Origin of the sequence: Okeania sp. SIO2C2 (genome assembly GCF_010692625.1) — a bacterium.
Classification (GTDB): domain Bacteria; phylum Cyanobacteriota; class Cyanobacteriia; order Cyanobacteriales; family Microcoleaceae; genus Okeania; species Okeania hirsuta.
In genome coordinates, this window is the sequence record NZ_JAAHGM010000006.1 from 1 (window position 1) to 15,284 (window position 15,284).

The window sequence follows — 15,284 nt, forward strand, 5'->3', positions numbered from 1 at the left end:
CAGATGGAAAATTGAATAATTCCACAGAGAAATTAAGCAATTAACAGGTCTAAAGTTTTGGATTGGGTCCTCTGGGTAAAATTCAAAAAAATCATATTGCTTGTGCGATGTTGGTGTGGAATTTTTTAAAGAGGTTAGCTGTGAAAATAGGAAAAACTATTTATCAAGTTAAGCATGAATTGTTATCAGATTATCATTTTCTTTGTGGGTTTAATACCCCACCGTCAACGGGGGTGTTCAAAATTACTTGGGGGAGCGTAGACGCGGAGCGGCCCTTCGTTGACTATCCCCATGTAATTTTCCTCCTGTCTCCAGTATAGCTGTCTCCTTCTTCAACTGGTCTCAGAATTGAAATATCCTTCAATTAAAATAAAACTTGTTTAACTTGAATAGCTGAAGTTTTTTTGAATTAAGACTGAAGCGATCGCACACAATTATAGTGAAGAGCGCCAAAATTATTATGCACTATATATGGTGTCTTTGCGTAAGTCCTGTTAAACAAATAAACCTGTAAAAAAAAATATAGCAATGAGCGCTGGTATATTTACAAATTGTAGTAGGGGCAAAAGAGCTAGAAGTCTTATATGATTCCTACGGAATGCTTGCGCAAACGGCAATTTATTCCCCCTGTTCCCTGTTCCCTGTTGCCTGTTCCCTGCGCACAGCGCTATAGTGGGATAGATTCAGGGAAAAACTTTACTATTGGTATTACAGCAGATTCCTCGCATAAGAAGTACAGAAATTAACAATTAAATGTTTATAGTGCGGGCATCTTGCCCGCGATCTGTGTACCAAAGTGGAATCTGCTGTATATTAATGTGAATTAATATAATTTAACTAGCTATCAGCTTTTCCGTTCCGGAATGCTCCGCAAACAGCATTTAGCTATCAGCTGAAAATTCAAGGGTTTAAGTCCCCCACTATATTTGAAAAAGCGCGTGGTGTGCCTTTTATGGGGGATTAAAACCCCCATTATACACCTTGAGAAGCTGATTGCTGATTGCTGAGTGCTACTTTAATAATTTTTAACTACTCCAAAAATTATCTTTTTCTTTTGGGTTTAATACCCCACTGTCTACATGGTGTTTACAATTAGTTGGGGTTTGTAGACGCGGAGCGGCTTGTCGAAGACTATCCCCATCCACTTTTTCCTTTTTATTTCTTCTTCCTTCTTCCTTCTTCTAACCACAAGATTTTAACTGAGTTAAGAGCAAAACAATTTCATCAATAGCACTTCTCAAATCTTTGGTTTCTAAGTCAGACTGATTGACAATAATACTAAATATTAAAGGCTCAAAATTAGCAGGTTGAATATATCCTGCTAAACCAGAAACTCCACTAATTGTTCCTGTTTTTGCTTGTACATTTCCCTCAGCAAAACTATTTCTAAAACGTCTACTCAATGTACCATTTACACCAGCCACAGGTAAAGAATTTCTATAAATATTTGCCCAAGGAGAATTAGCCATTATTCTGAGAGTTTGTACCAAAGCTTCCGGACTAACTAAATTATGACGAGACAAACCAGAGCCATCATTTAAAACAAAACTATTGGGAGTTACTCCTAACCTAGTTAAAATTACTTTTACCTCCTCCAAACTTTTTGCTAAAGTCTGATTATTAGATTTTTTCCTAGGAATTAATCTACTCCTAACTCCCATTTGCCGTAACAAAGATTCTGCATAAACATTATTACTCTTTCTATTAACTTCCTCTACTAATTCCCCTAATGTTGGAGACTCCACAAAAGCTAATTCAGTCAAATTAATATTAGAGGCAATCTGTGATTTTTTTACTACTTGAGAAACCTTAATTCCTGTTGTTGCTAAAACTTCACGAAATTTATTTAAAAAATTATCCATAGGTTCTACAACCGCCACATAAACAGGTTCCGATGCCGAGCCAACTCGTAATTGCCCAGATATCCGAATTATTGGCTGAATAAAATCTCTTCCTACTTCTAAAAATTCTTTTTCATTCTTCCCTACAGTCACCGAATTATTTTCAATCTGCCATTTTTGAGCTTCAACAGAATTAACAAAAGTAACTTGTAAAGGTTGACCTAAATTTTGAGGCGACAAAACCAAATCTATAGCATTTTGATTCAGAATTAAACTATTAATTGGTGCGCCATAACCAGCCTGAACATCTTCCCATTCCCAATTAGGATTAACTCCTATTCCTTCAAAATAACTATCATCAGCAATTAATTGATTAATAGTTTCTATCCCTTGTTCCTTTAATTGTTGAGCCAAACTTTGCAGTTGAGTTTCTGTTAAACTAGGGTCGCCTCTACCCACAATATATATATTGCCATTCCCATCACCATAAACTGAAGTTCTAATTCTAAATTGAGGGCGAAGTTTTTGTAATACTGCTGCAGTTGTTAATAGTTTAGCCGTAGAAGCAGGAATGAAATAATATTCAGCATCTCGGTTATAAACTGTTGTTTTTTCCGATAAAGTTTCAACTAAAATTCCCCACCGAGAACGATTAAAAATTGGGCGGTTAACTACAGCATCAATCCGATTACTTAATTCAGAGGGACAAATTGTTGTAGCAATTTCCTGACTAAGTGCTATTAATGGATTGAGAAATACTACAAGAAAAGTAATTGTAATTTGTTTGAGGGAAAGTTTAAACATTTGCTATTGACTAAAAATAGAGTGTAATACCAGTTTTATAAATCTTCGCTACAAATATTTAGGTTACTGCTTAGGAGTCAGGAGACAGGAGTCAGGAGTCAGAATAAATAGGTTTGATACCATTTTTTATGTAGTAATTTATCTTTTTAGTCCAATATATATTTCCTACAAATTATTTTCATGTTGCTTATTATTTGTAACATTCTTTTTTCAAATTGCTATGATACCAAATCCGCTTTTATTTAGTATTATTTGGCATTTAGTAATAAGAATCAATATTGTAGAGGTAAACGGCAGTTTGCCCCTACTGACAGTATAAATTCTATATACTCCAATTTTCTCCTAGTTTATACTACGCAAACGGGAACCATAGCAAGCAGATTTGATATGATCTAAAATGTAATTGGGCTAATTTGATAAATTATTAAATTACTTAATTAAATTATCACAAAAAAATATCACAAAATAGCAGAATAAATTTATGAATCTAGCAACCGAAAATAAGATATTAACTGACCAAGAGTTTCAGGCTTTATCAGAAGATGGCAGTCATTATGAATTAATTAATGGAGAAGTTGTTGATATGGGAAATTCGGGAATGGAGCATGGTAATATTACCGCTTATTTATGTGGTGTAATAGAATTATATGCTCGTCCTAAAAAATTAGGTGTAACTTGCGATTCTAGTACAGCCTTTACTTTCAAATCTGGTAATAAACGTTCTCCAGATATTTCTTTTGTTTCCAAAGACCGTTTATTAGGATTAAAGCGATTACCTAAAGGTTATTTTCAGGGCGCTCCCGATTTAGCAGTAGAAGTAATTTCTCCCAATAATACATTTGAGGAACTACATCAAAAAATTGTTGAATACTTTGAAAATAACTGTCGGTTAGTTTGGGTAATTAATCCTGATGAAAAATCAATTTTAATCTACCATAAACCACAACCAGATAAATTATTACAAGTTGCTGATAATTTAGATGGAGAAGATATTTTACCAGGTTTTACATTACCAGTAACAGACTTATTTATGGAGTGGGATTTTTAGATTTAGTGGTTGGTGTGTAAGTCTTGTTTTTGTTATTCCTTGATTTTTGTGATTAATTAGTAGTATTATTAACTGACCACAAATTAATTTACTAAATCAATGAAAATTAAAAATTATTTACTGGTTCTTATTCTGGTAGCAAGCATGGTAGTAAGTATAGCAATTTTCTCTGAAAAAACCTTTATTTTTGATTTTAAATTTAGTTCAAATGAGACAGTTTTATTAAAAGATGACTTTGATAGTCAAGGAAATTGGCGACTACGTTCAAAACTTCGTATTGATTCAGGTTATTTAATTTCAGATGGTGATTTTCAAATTGCATCACTGAAGTTAGCCAAATTAGGAATAAGTCCTCTCGATCCAAGTAATGGTGCGATTAATTTGTATTGGAGAGGGATTTTTCCAGAAGATGCAACAAAGCCGAGAAATACTTATATTTTAGGCTTAGAATATGCCGAGAATTCACCCTTCTGTTGGAATGGGAAGGTTGGTCAAGATGTTAAAATTATTCTCACAGAAGATGCTTCTCCCTGTCCAAAAAGTTTCAGTCAGGTTAGGGAAAATCCTGAACTTAGGGCTTGGATACGTCCTAAAGAACCTACTATCCCTGGATTCATAAGACTGCATATAGATCCAGATTTTACTCCTGGCGTACAACCAGAAGAGCGCGATGGTTCTAAATTTCCCTATGTCACCTTGGATAGTCAACCTAATTCTCAAAGAGAATACCGTATGCGAGTTCAGGAAAAAAATCAGCAGGTTGAGGTCGAGCTTTTCTTTTTCAAAGATGATAAATGGGAATCATTAGGTGAATCTTTAGTAGTAGCACCGTCACAATGGAAACACGTTATTGGTCAGAATGAAGAGACTGGAGATTATATATATGGAATGAAGGAAGCTATAACCTTTAAGGCCGTTAATATTCTCTTAAGAAGAGATAGAAACAAGGAACCTACTAAAATAGATGCTGTTGCACTTACCCAAGAGAAGATTTCTAGGTAGTGGTGGATCGTAATTTTTTTTGCAAGAGTATATTCAGCACCAAGAAACCCGGTTTCTAGGGTAAATCATTGTTTTTGACAGTAAACATCTACGAGAAACCCGGTTTCTGAGTTCACTTGCGTAAGTCCTGTAATTGATATTTGCTAACCCAAAATAAGTAAGTAATACCAATTTGATAAATGTTTGCTACAAATAGCTAGGATATTTCTTAGGAGTCAGTCCTCAGGAGTCAGGAGTCAGAATGAATAGTATTTAAAGCGTTTTTTAGATCGGAAATCATCGTTTTTGTCAAAGGGCATATCCTGCATTTTTCTTTTTATTCTTCTTACTATTCGTAACATTCTTTTTTCACGCTTGGTATAATATACAGTAAATTCCAAGTATATGAAATACAAATATTAATAGGCATCTCCGAAAAAGAATGGGCTTCTTGCTCTTAGAGGCAACAGGCAACAGGAATATAGATTTTCAGGAAAAAGGTATAAAAAAGATTTTTTATGGTTAATTTTCAGGATTAAGCTAGTTTTATACAATGCTTTAAGTCCCGTTATTTATTTTCTGGAGATGTCTAATGATAAAAACTGTAACACAGGAGCCTTGTATGTCACAGTTGTACCTTACTAAGATGAAATATGCTATCACAAAAAACATAATTTTTTAGAGTTGTTATAACGTCAAAAAAACCTATCGATAACTATGAAAAAAAAACGACTCGACGTAACTTAATAATAACCAGTCTTGCGGTTACGGGTGGCATCATCGGTGGTGCTGCCATCAATAAACAGACTCAAACCAAAGTAGCATCTGCTGAAAAACTACCCACCACATCCACAATGCCAGAACGAGTATTAGGTAAAACGGGTGTAAAAGTACCATTGTTAGGTTTAGGTGGAGCAGGAAGAACACCCCTCAATAAAAGCGGACAGGAAAAAGAGTCAGTTGCAATAATTGAAGCTGCTCTGTCTCTAGGAATTAGATATTTTGATACTGCTGCTAGTTATGGTGCAAGTGAAGAACATTTAGGAAAAGTCTTACCCGCTTATCGAAAAGATATATTTTTGGTAAGTAAAACCGGAAGACGCGACCGCGACGGAGCATGGAGAGAGTTAGAGCGATCGCTAAAACGGTTAAATACAGATTATCTCGACTCGTGGCAGTTACACCATGTTTCATTTACAGAAACTTTAGATGAAATATTCAGTTCCCAAGGTGCTATCAAAGCAATGGAAGAAGCAAAAGAACAAGGTATAGTCAAATTTTCAGGAATTACAGGTCATCACGAACCTGATATTATTGCTGAGGGACTACGTCGCTATCCATTTGACACGACTCTGGTTTCTATTAATGCTGCTGACAAACATCATCCACGACCATTTGCTCCTACTGTGTTACCTGTTGCGCAACAAAAAAATGTGGGTGTTATTGGAATGAAAATACCAGCTTACGGTAAATTACTCCGACCGGGGGTATTGAATATGGAGGAAGCGATGGGATATGTATTGTCCTTAGAGGGTGTACATTGTTGTATCGTAGCTACAGAGTCTGTGGAAATGTTGCAGTCTAATGTTAGAGTCGCCCAAACGTTTCAACAGTTAACTCAACAGGACATGGGAGCGATCGAACAAAAAACAGCCAGTGTTTGGCAAGAAAATACTTTTTTCCGTGCTTGGACTTGAGGAAGGTTGTAGGTTGTAGGTTTTAGGTTTTAGGTTTGTTGAAAAATACTAGAGCTTATGGGAAAAAGTCATCGGGAACAAAATCGCACAGCTAGTCAAGTAATTTGGCATTTGACAACCCAAGATGCACCAATTAAATTGAAGCATCTTTATCCTGTTGTTGAAACTGTGGCACGCCAAGACTCTTAACACCTGTTTCTCCATGTCAATACCATTTTAAGCTTGACGCGCCACTACGCTGTCTAATATTTATTTGACAAACACTCTCTCAACTACACAAGTGCCTCTTCTTGGTGAGTCGTAACGGTGCAGTCTTTTTTAGGGTAAGCAACACAAGTTAGTACATATCCTTCTGCGATCTGATCGTCATCCAAGAAGGAGCCATCACTTTGATCTATTACATCATCTGCATTACCTTCTACTTTACCTGCACAACTAGAACAAGCACCAGCACGACAGGAGTAAGGTAGGTCAAGACCTGCTTCTTCAGCAGCGTCAAGGATATAGGTATCATCGGCACAATCAATAGTTTGGTTGATTCCCTCTGCTTCATTTACTAGAGTAACTTTGTAGGTAGGCATATAATTTTCCTCTCAATAATTAATTAGACAATTTTTTTGATTTTTGATTGACTCGAAGTTGCTAACTTTAGTAAAGTGCTTCTTCTTGGTGGGTTTCAATTGTGCAATCAGATGTGGGATAAGCTACGCAAGTTAAAACATACCCTGCGGCCATCTGATCGTCATCTAAAAATGACTGATCGCCTTGATCTACTGTACCCTCTACTATTTTACCAGCACAGGTAGAACAAGCACCAGCACGACAAGAGTAAGGTAAGTCAAGTCCCTGCTCTTCTGCTTCATCAAGAATATACTTGTCTTCAGGACAATCAATTTCTTGCTCTCCATCTGGAGTTTTCAGCTTTACTTTATAGCTTGCCATGTTGCACTCCTTAATATTCAATAGTTTCGCCTCTATCCAACAGAAAAGAAGGCTTCATTAGTTGTGAGATAGAGTCGTACTCATGTTCAAGGTGATAGAGCTGACTCGTGATGGTTGAAGTCAGCACTTCGTTGATTGATTTTTCTCTCCTACTAGAATGCTACGCACTCCTTTCACTGATATGGAGAGATGCTAATACAAATATATACTAGAAAGACGGCGATCGGTATTGATAATTTCATCTCGATCGCTGATACCCATTTTTTGGGATTCACATTAGAATTAGTAGAGGTCAATTACCCAAACAAGCAAAACCCCAAAATTACTTGGAGCTTAAGCTAGCTGATTAATTACCTCACACAAGGTCCTTAATTTAAGGGTATTAGCTGATAGTCGAAAGATCATCAACTATTACCAAAAAAAATTAATTAATTTGCTCTGTTCTACTACTTATAGCTCTTCTTCCACGTTAGTTTTAATAGTACAATCAGACGTTGGTTTGGCCACACAGGTTAGTACATATCCTTGTTCTATCTGGTCATCATCTAAAAATGACTGATCGTCTTGATCTACTGTACCTGATTCAATTTTACCAGCACAGGAGGAGCAAGCACCAGCGCGACAGGAATAGGGTAAATCTAATCCTTGATCTTCAGCAATATCAAGAATGATCTCATCATCAGGACATTCAATTACTTTTTCACCATCTGGTGTAACTAGAGTAACTTTGTAAGTGGCCATTTATTTTTCCTCTTCAGCTAGTTTTGTCTATATATAATTTAAACTTATACAAATTACAAGGCTTGATTAGCCAAATTATTTGTACTTGTTTTATTTCCATCTTTGATATTAAGGGAAAAAATCAATGTTGTAAAACAAATTAGGCAAAAAATTACTATAGAATTTGTTATAAATAATTCTAATTTAATTCTGATTACTTATACCTGGTTGGACAATAACCCTGAGACAGATGTTAAAAAATATTGAAGTATAGTACGACCATTGGCATATACAATCTAAAATATAAGTTTTTGATTTTGTATTTTAACTATGATCCAGACAAATCTCTCTTCCTCTTTATGCCCCACTATCCCGATCAGAGTGGGTATTGTTGGTACTGGTCATGCTGCTAAGACTAGAGCTGAGGCATTGAAAGCAGATGAGCGATCGCTCCTAGTTGCGGTAGCAGGTCATACCCCAGAAAAAACTGAGGAATTTAGTCAAACCTTCCAAGTTCAGAATACAGCTTCTTGGCAACAGTTGGTAAAACGAGAAGATTTGGATCTAGTTATCGTTTCTACTATTAATAGAGACCATGGATCAATTGTTCGTGCAGCCCTAGAAAATGATAAACACATCATTGTGGAGTATCCTCTTTCCCTAGACTCAAATGAAGCGGAATCATTAATTTCTCTAGCAGCTAAGAAAAATAAGCTATTGCACGTCGAACATATTGAGCTTCTTGGCGGTCTTCATAATGCTATTAAACAATCTTTATCAGCTATTGGTAAAGTCTTCTACGCTCGTTACATTACAATCAATTCTAAACAGCCAGCACCTGTAAAATGGACTTATCAAACTTCATTATTTGGCTTTCCTTTGATGGGAGCGCTTTCTCGTTTGCATAGGTTTATCGATCTATTTGGTCAAGTTGATAATGTCAATTGCCAAAGTCAGTTTTGGTACACTGAAGCAGACCTTTATAATGCTTGTTTGTGTACTGCCCAGTTAAAATTTAGCAATGGTGTTATTGGGGAAAGCGTCTATGGCAAAGGTGAAACATTTTGGCTCTCAGAAAACATTTTTAGTATTTACGGCGAAGCAGGCACATTAATTTTTACTCCTCAACAAGGTCAACTATTGCAGGGAGAAAAAACAGAAACTATAGAAGTGGGGGCGCGACGAGGTTTATTTGCTAAAGATACAAAAATGGTAATTGAACATTTACTGGAGGGAACTCCTTTATATGTAACTCCAGAAGCAAGTTTGTATACCCTAAAAGTTGCTGAGGCGACGAGAAAAGCATCAGAAATCAAGAAAATTATTAATCTATAAAAGATGAAGGAGTCAGGAGTCAACCCACCCCTCGCCCTTCCCAGGAGGGGAACTCAGGAGTCAGGAGGGTAGAAAGAAGAAGAAAGAGAAAGTTTTTTGATCGCGTAAGCGGAACGGAGTTCTATCGCGCTATTATCCGGACATGATATAAGTTCATAACTCATAGCTGAATGCTGTTTGCGCAGCATTCCGTAGGAAATGCTTACAACAACAGAGCTGGGAATTTAAAATAGACATCTCCTATAATAAAAAATCAAATCAATTATCACACAGAATTTATCAATTCTTTTCCCCTACTGCCTACTGCCTCTTTTCTGGAATAGTTTTGTTCTAATTAAATTAAAATTTAGATCCTTTTCAACAGAAAATTTGTTGATTTTATTTATGAAAATTTTAGCCTTGAAAATACTGAATTAATCTGGAATTTTGGTAATAAAAAAAACATTTTCATCATTTAATATATTATATCATGTTCCCCCTCCGGGGGAGCTACGCTAACGGACGGGTCAGTTATCATAAAATTTAAGGACTGATAGCACTGACAGTACCAAAGAAATCCTGAAATTATCAATACTATTCTCTAATATTTCCTATGTATTCCTCCTTTCTTCCCTCCTGACTCCTGTACGTCGCCAATCCGACGGCTCCCCTACCTGACTCCTGACTCCTCACAACAGTTATTTATTAAGTATTCAACCGAACATGATATTAGTAGTTAGTGAAAAATTTGGCAGTGCTGATGTTTACGCACAAAACGCTAAATCGATATTGAATAAAGCTAGTGGTTTTATTAAAGCTTATGACTTTACTTTAAATCCATATCGCGGTTGTCAATATGGTTGTAGCTATTGTTATGCTGCAGCTTTTAGCCCTAATGAAAAAATGAGAGATGAATGGGGAAAATGGGTTTTGATTAAAGAAAATGCTGCGGAAGTTTTAGAGAAAGAATTATTGAAATGGGAGAAGAAAAATCCTTCTAAAGCTCCTAGTATTTATATGAGTAGTGTGACAGACCCTTATCAACCGATAGAATCCAAAACTCAACTAACCCGCAGATTATTAGAAGTAATGTTGGAATATAAACCAATTTTAGTTATCCAAACTCGTAGCCCAATGATAACTAGAGATATTGATATTTTACAGCGATTTAAACATCTCAGAATTAATATGAGTATTCCCACTGGTAGTGAGAAAATAAGAAAAGATTTTGAGCCTCAAACTCCTAGTATTAAAGCTAGGCTTAATGCTATGAAAAAAATCAAAACAACAATTAATGATTTAACAGGTTATTTGCCTAAACTTTCTATTACTATTACTCCTTTACTGCCGACTTTACCAGAAGAACAAGAAAATTTTATTAGACAACTAAATTTTGTAGATAGAGTTGTAATTCAAGAGTTTCATGCTAGTCATAAGCGATCGCTCATAGCAAGCACTCGTAATGAGGCTATAGATATGAAAAAAAAGTATAGTTGGTGGTACAATAATGAAAATAAAAATTATCAAAACTTCAAATCTCAGTTAGTAGAAATACTGAGTGATGTAGAAATTAAAGAAGGTCAAGCAGGATTTACTTATGAATAATTAGAATGCAAATTTTTGGTTTTATTTCAAGTTTTGGTTTGCCCTAAAACAAGGCAAAAATCATCAAGATAATCATATATTCAAAGCTATTGAAAATTCAACAGCTAAATGATAGCCTCTAGAAAAGTTGTATCGGGATAGGCTGAAATTTCAGGCATCTTTACATGGTAAAGATAGATAAATCAACAGTTTAATCTAGTGCAGGATGGCAGAAATAACTGACCAGTTACAAAACCCTAAAACAATTACAAATCAAAAATGATTGACTTTTAACTTCCCTGTAGTGGCACTAGGGATAAATTATCAGAATTTCTCTGCTCAAGTTAATACGAAAACTAAATAATTGAGGAATAAAATAATTTCAGGCAGAATTAACTAATGAATAATCACATCACAAATTTTTGGCGTTCTCTCAAGTTTTTATTTACCCTAAAACAAGGCAAAAATTCTCAAGCTAATCATATATTCAAAGCTATTGAAAATTCAACAGCTAAACGATCGCCTCTAGAAAATTTGTATTGGGATAGGCTGAAGTTTCAGACAGCTTTAAATGACAAAGATAGAGAAATCAATAGTTTAACCGAGCATCTGAGAAAAGCTGTTTATAAATTAGATGAGTTAGAATTAAAGATTGATTTTGACGAGCCAGTAATTAGACGACTTGATGACTATGTATTGACCCCAGAACCAAAATTTATTGAATTTGTCACGAAAAGTTTTCAGTTAATTGAAAAAGATGAAAATTTATGGCAATGTACTGGAATAAATGAACGGATATTTGACGATTTTGAATCAAGTTTGGCAGAGTATATTCAAACCGAAATAAAAAGAATACCTGAAAAAAAACGAAAACTAGAATTAGAAAAAGCTAACAGAGATATAGAGTGGTTAAAGCGTGGAGCCGATCCAGATTATGGCTTCAGCTTAACTCCTCATGTCTATTTTATGAAATATTTTTTAAATAATGTTTATTGTAATTATTTGGCTTGGTATTTTGTCTACAAAAGTGGATTATTACCAACAAAAATGAATATATTAGATATTGCTGCTGGTCCGGGAACAGTAGCCTATGGGTTAGCTTTATTCCTGCAAAGTAGTAGTGGCTTTTTACTCAACCCTCCGATGCACATATCTTATTATTCCCTAGAAAAACAAGCTCAATTTCAATATCGAAGTCTTCAATTTTGGCGACAATATATAGAACAACAAAGAATGCCAACTAATCTTTATTTTCGATTTGATACAACTGATATTTTTACATACAACGAACAATCGAAAATTTTGCCACGAGGTTTCTTTGATTTTATAGTTATTTCTCATTGTTTATTTGCCGAGCAAGCAGAAAAGAAGAAGTCTTTCGAGGTTTATCGAAAAATCTTTCAGGAAAGTTTGAGTAGTGATGGTTATGTAATGTTAATTGTTCAAATAAATAAAATATTTAACATTTATAATATGCAGCGCAAAGAAGATGCAGTCCAAGAAAAGAAATTAGTTGAAAAGTTTGTTGAGGAATTAGGGTTAAAACTGGAGTGGTATAAATATGTTACTTCAACAGGAATCAGAGAATATCATAAAGACTTTTTGAAGTATGCTAATGAAAAATTACCTCCTCAAAAATATATAAGCCCACTTAAACGTCAATATCTTGGATTAAATCATAACTCAAACTATGGATTAGATGACTATATAATTCTCTGCAAAAAATGAAAAGATAACGTTTCCCAAAGTCATGAGGTACAGTTATCTTTTTGTCTTTTTATTCCCTGTTCCCTGTTCCCTGTTCCCTGTTCCCTCAAGCCTAAAATTTTGTACCTCACGCTTTTTGGGAATTGCTATAACTCCAAAACTTATCTAGAAAAATGCTTGACAAAATCAAACGTCGAATATTTCAAATTATTGAGCTAGATAATCCCGGAGATATTTACAGCAAAACCTTCAAAATCTGCATCATCACATTGATTTTTCTGAGTATTCTAGTTGTAATTATCTCCACAGTAGAAGAGATTTATCAACCATACCAAATCTGGTTAGATAACTTTGAACTAATATCAGTAATTATATTTACCATAGAATATATTTTACGGGTTTGGTCATCCAATGTTGCTCCTAGATATAAACATCCAGTATGGGGAAGAATACGATTTATGGTTAAACCTTTAGCAATTATTGATTTAATCGCAATTCTTCCATTTTACTTACCTTTATTTTGGCCAAATCTAATATTTACTCGCTCGTTTCGCTTGTTTAGAATATTTAGGTTATTCAAAATTAGTAGATATTCAAGCACAGTAAAATTATTTGGTAAAGTTATCAAGTCAAAACAAGAAGAGATAGTTATTACTTTATTTATTGCTTTAGTTTTATTAGTAACTTCTGCCAGTTTAATTTACTTCGCTGAACATGAAGCTCAACCAGATAATTTTCCTCATATTCCTGCTGCTATGTGGTGGGGAATTATCACTTTAACTACTGTAGGTTATGGAGATGTTTATCCTATTACTCCTTTAGGTAGATTTTTAGGGGCGATCGTTGCATTAATAGGAGTTGGTATATTTGCTTTACCAGCAGGTATAGTTGCTTCTGGTTTTACTGAAGAAATAGAAAAAAAACGGGCTTCAAATCAAAATAAAAAATCTATAATTTGTCCCCATTGTGGTCAAAAAATAGATGAAAAATAACAAGATTATGGCAGTAATATCATGTCCGGTTGAATACTTATAAATAATGACGGAGGATGACCTCCTCAGGAGTCAAAAGTCAGGAGGAAAAAAGAAGGAACAGAAGAAGAAAGTTTTCTATCACTAATTAAGCAGACATGATATAACTACATTAAAGTTGAAAAAATAGACTTTACTTATGCAATAATGCTAAATGGTGAAATGTATCAAGCTGAAAATTATTAGCCATCAACACCAAGCCATAATCAACCAACAAAAAAACAAAATATGACAACCCGTAAAATAATCAAAACTGATAAAGCTCCCGAACCAGTTGGCCCATATAATCAAGCGATCGCTGCCACAGGTCAAATGATTTTCGTCTCAGGTCAAATAGCGATCGACACTAAAACCAACCAAATAGTCTACACCGACGATGTAAGCAAACAAACAGAACAAGTTATGGCAAACCTAGAAGCTATACTTACCACATCAGGTGCATCTTGGTCAAATGTTGTCAAAACAACCGTGTTCCTCAAAGACATGAACGACTTTGCCACCGTAAACACCATCTACGCTAAATACTTCAACCCCGAAAATGCCCCTGCCCGCGCCTGTGTTGAAGTTGCTCGCTTACCCAAAGATGTACTTGTAGAAATTGACTGTATTGCAGTACTATAAAAAGTTCGGCGTTGGTGAAAAGAGATATGATATCATGTCCGGAGAAGAGCGCGATAGAACTCTGTTCCGCGCTCCGCGTTAACGTGCGTTGTGCGCCAGCAAACAAAAAACTTTCTGCTTCTACTCCTCTTTATTCTTCTTTGTTCCCTCCTGACTCCTCCGTAGTTTATTTATAAGTAATCAACCGGACATGGTATAAGTCCTAATTAAATACTGAGGCAGACTTGATATCAAAAGAAGATTTTCTCTAGAGTGCATATATCCAAAACTTCTCCGCTAAGATCAAATCCGCTCGGGTTCGGTATAAAAAAATGTTTTATCTGAGCGCCATTGCCAAATCTTTCTTGATATTCCCACATTCCCCTCCTGGGAGGGGTTATATCATGTCTCTTTAAACACCCACAATAAAAAAAAATTTTAGGGAATAGGGAACAGGGAACAGGGAACAGGGAATAGGGAATAGGAAATAGGGAACAGGGAACAGGGAACAGGGAATAGGGAATAGGAAGAAATTTATCAGAGAACACATTTTTATTATCTCTAATTAACGAGACTTGATATTAGGGGTGGGTTCCCACACTCTCCACACTCCCCATCTCCCCTAATATTTCCTCAAGGTGGTTGTGTTAAATATTTTTGAAAGTGAAATTGCTGAAAAAGTAGGAAATTGAATAAAATTACATCTCACTACTATGAAAAATTTTACAATAATTGGTGTTGTTGACTACAAGGTTTTAACTCGCCGATCATCCCAATATGAAGTAGATTTCTACTAATCTAAGTAGTAGTAGATACCTCAAAATAATTCTGATATTTTTATCTATTATAGAGTTTTTGCTTATTGCCAGAATATTGTCTATATAACTACATCTAAGATTACTATATATCAAATTTAATTAATTGGTTATTTGATAAAGTAACAATTTATTTCAGATCCATGGCCAAATTTTGACATTAAGATATGAGAGTGTTACAATATCATCAGTTTTTTGGC

At 35.0% G+C, this 15,284-nt stretch carries 14 protein-coding genes and 1 pseudogene; 11 read left to right on the top strand and 4 right to left on the bottom strand.

Features of this window, described 5'->3' with window-relative positions; translation table 11 throughout:
• Nucleotides 1–194 (top strand): annotated as a pseudogene (locus F6K18_RS05310) (IS701 family transposase); the annotation flags it as partial.
• 987 nt (nt 195–1,181) lie between these two features.
• On the opposite strand, the gene dacB reads toward F6K18_RS05310, so the two are convergent.
• Nucleotides 1,182–2,645, bottom strand: a complete 1,464-nt coding sequence (gene dacB, locus F6K18_RS05315) for a D-alanyl-D-alanine carboxypeptidase/D-alanyl-D-alanine-endopeptidase (RefSeq protein ID WP_287519327.1) — start codon at nt 2,643–2,645, stop codon at nt 1,182–1,184.
• Nucleotides 2,646–3,126: 481 nt separating this feature from the next.
• On the opposite strand from dacB, the gene F6K18_RS05320 reads away from it, so the two are divergent.
• From F6K18_RS05320 to F6K18_RS05335, 4 genes are all read left to right on the top strand, one after another.
• Complete coding sequence (locus F6K18_RS05320; RefSeq protein WP_287519329.1) at nt 3,127–3,693, top strand: Uma2 family endonuclease; 567 nt, start codon at nt 3,127–3,129, stop codon at nt 3,691–3,693.
• Nucleotides 3,694–3,792: 99 nt separating this feature from the next.
• Complete coding sequence (locus F6K18_RS05325) at nt 3,793–4,695, top strand: hypothetical protein (RefSeq protein ID WP_287273186.1); 903 nt, start codon at nt 3,793–3,795, stop codon at nt 4,693–4,695.
• Nucleotides 4,696–5,528: 833 nt separating this feature from the next.
• Nucleotides 5,529–6,371 carry an aldo/keto reductase gene (locus F6K18_RS05330; protein ID WP_287273188.1) on the top strand — a complete coding sequence of 281 codons (843 nt, stop codon included), beginning with the start codon at nt 5,529–5,531 and terminating at the stop codon, nt 6,369–6,371.
• Between the two features lie 57 nt (nt 6,372–6,428).
• The gene (locus tag F6K18_RS05335) at nt 6,429–6,560 is read left to right on the top strand and encodes a hypothetical protein (protein WP_287519610.1); all 132 of its coding nucleotides are present in this window, start codon (nt 6,429–6,431) and stop codon (nt 6,558–6,560) included.
• Nucleotides 6,561–6,643: 83 nt separating this feature from the next.
• Here the strand turns inward: F6K18_RS05335 and F6K18_RS05340 are convergent, their stop codons facing one another.
• On the bottom strand, nt 6,644–6,952 hold the full coding sequence (locus F6K18_RS05340; protein WP_287240279.1) for a 2Fe-2S iron-sulfur cluster-binding protein: 309 nt from the start codon (nt 6,950–6,952) through the stop codon (nt 6,644–6,646).
• A gap of 67 nt (nt 6,953–7,019) precedes the next feature.
• Nucleotides 7,020–7,313, bottom strand: a complete 294-nt coding sequence (locus F6K18_RS05345) for a ferredoxin (RefSeq protein ID WP_287240281.1) — start codon at nt 7,311–7,313, stop codon at nt 7,020–7,022.
• A gap of 189 nt (nt 7,314–7,502) precedes the next feature.
• Between F6K18_RS05345 and F6K18_RS05350 the strand changes: the two genes are divergently transcribed.
• Nucleotides 7,503–7,655: a hypothetical protein gene (locus F6K18_RS05350; RefSeq protein ID WP_287519330.1), complete on the top strand. Its 153-nt coding sequence runs from the start codon at nt 7,503–7,505 to the stop codon at nt 7,653–7,655.
• 108 nt (nt 7,656–7,763) lie between these two features.
• Here F6K18_RS05350 and F6K18_RS05355 read toward each other — a convergent pair whose 3' ends face one another.
• The gene (locus tag F6K18_RS05355) at nt 7,764–8,054 is read right to left on the bottom strand and encodes a 2Fe-2S iron-sulfur cluster-binding protein (RefSeq protein ID WP_287519331.1); all 291 of its coding nucleotides are present in this window, start codon (nt 8,052–8,054) and stop codon (nt 7,764–7,766) included.
• Nucleotides 8,055–8,363: 309 nt separating this feature from the next.
• Between F6K18_RS05355 and F6K18_RS05360 the strand changes: the two genes are divergently transcribed.
• From F6K18_RS05360 to F6K18_RS05380, 5 genes are all read left to right on the top strand, one after another.
• A complete protein-coding gene (locus F6K18_RS05360) occupies nt 8,364–9,368 on the top strand; it encodes a Gfo/Idh/MocA family oxidoreductase (protein ID WP_287519332.1) in 1,005 nt (334 codons plus the stop codon).
• Between the two features lie 702 nt (nt 9,369–10,070).
• Nucleotides 10,071–10,952: a radical SAM protein gene (locus F6K18_RS05365; protein WP_287519333.1), complete on the top strand. Its 882-nt coding sequence runs from the start codon at nt 10,071–10,073 to the stop codon at nt 10,950–10,952.
• A 378-nt stretch (nt 10,953–11,330) separates the two neighbouring features.
• On the top strand, nt 11,331–12,659 hold the full coding sequence (locus F6K18_RS05370) for a photosystem II assembly protein (RefSeq protein ID WP_287519334.1): 1,329 nt from the start codon (nt 11,331–11,333) through the stop codon (nt 12,657–12,659).
• Between the two features lie 152 nt (nt 12,660–12,811).
• Complete coding sequence (locus F6K18_RS05375) at nt 12,812–13,630, top strand: ion transporter (protein WP_287519335.1); 819 nt, start codon at nt 12,812–12,814, stop codon at nt 13,628–13,630.
• Between the two features lie 267 nt (nt 13,631–13,897).
• A complete protein-coding gene (locus F6K18_RS05380; protein ID WP_287519336.1) occupies nt 13,898–14,290 on the top strand; it encodes a RidA family protein in 393 nt (130 codons plus the stop codon).
• Nucleotides 14,291–15,284 lie beyond the last annotated feature (994 nt).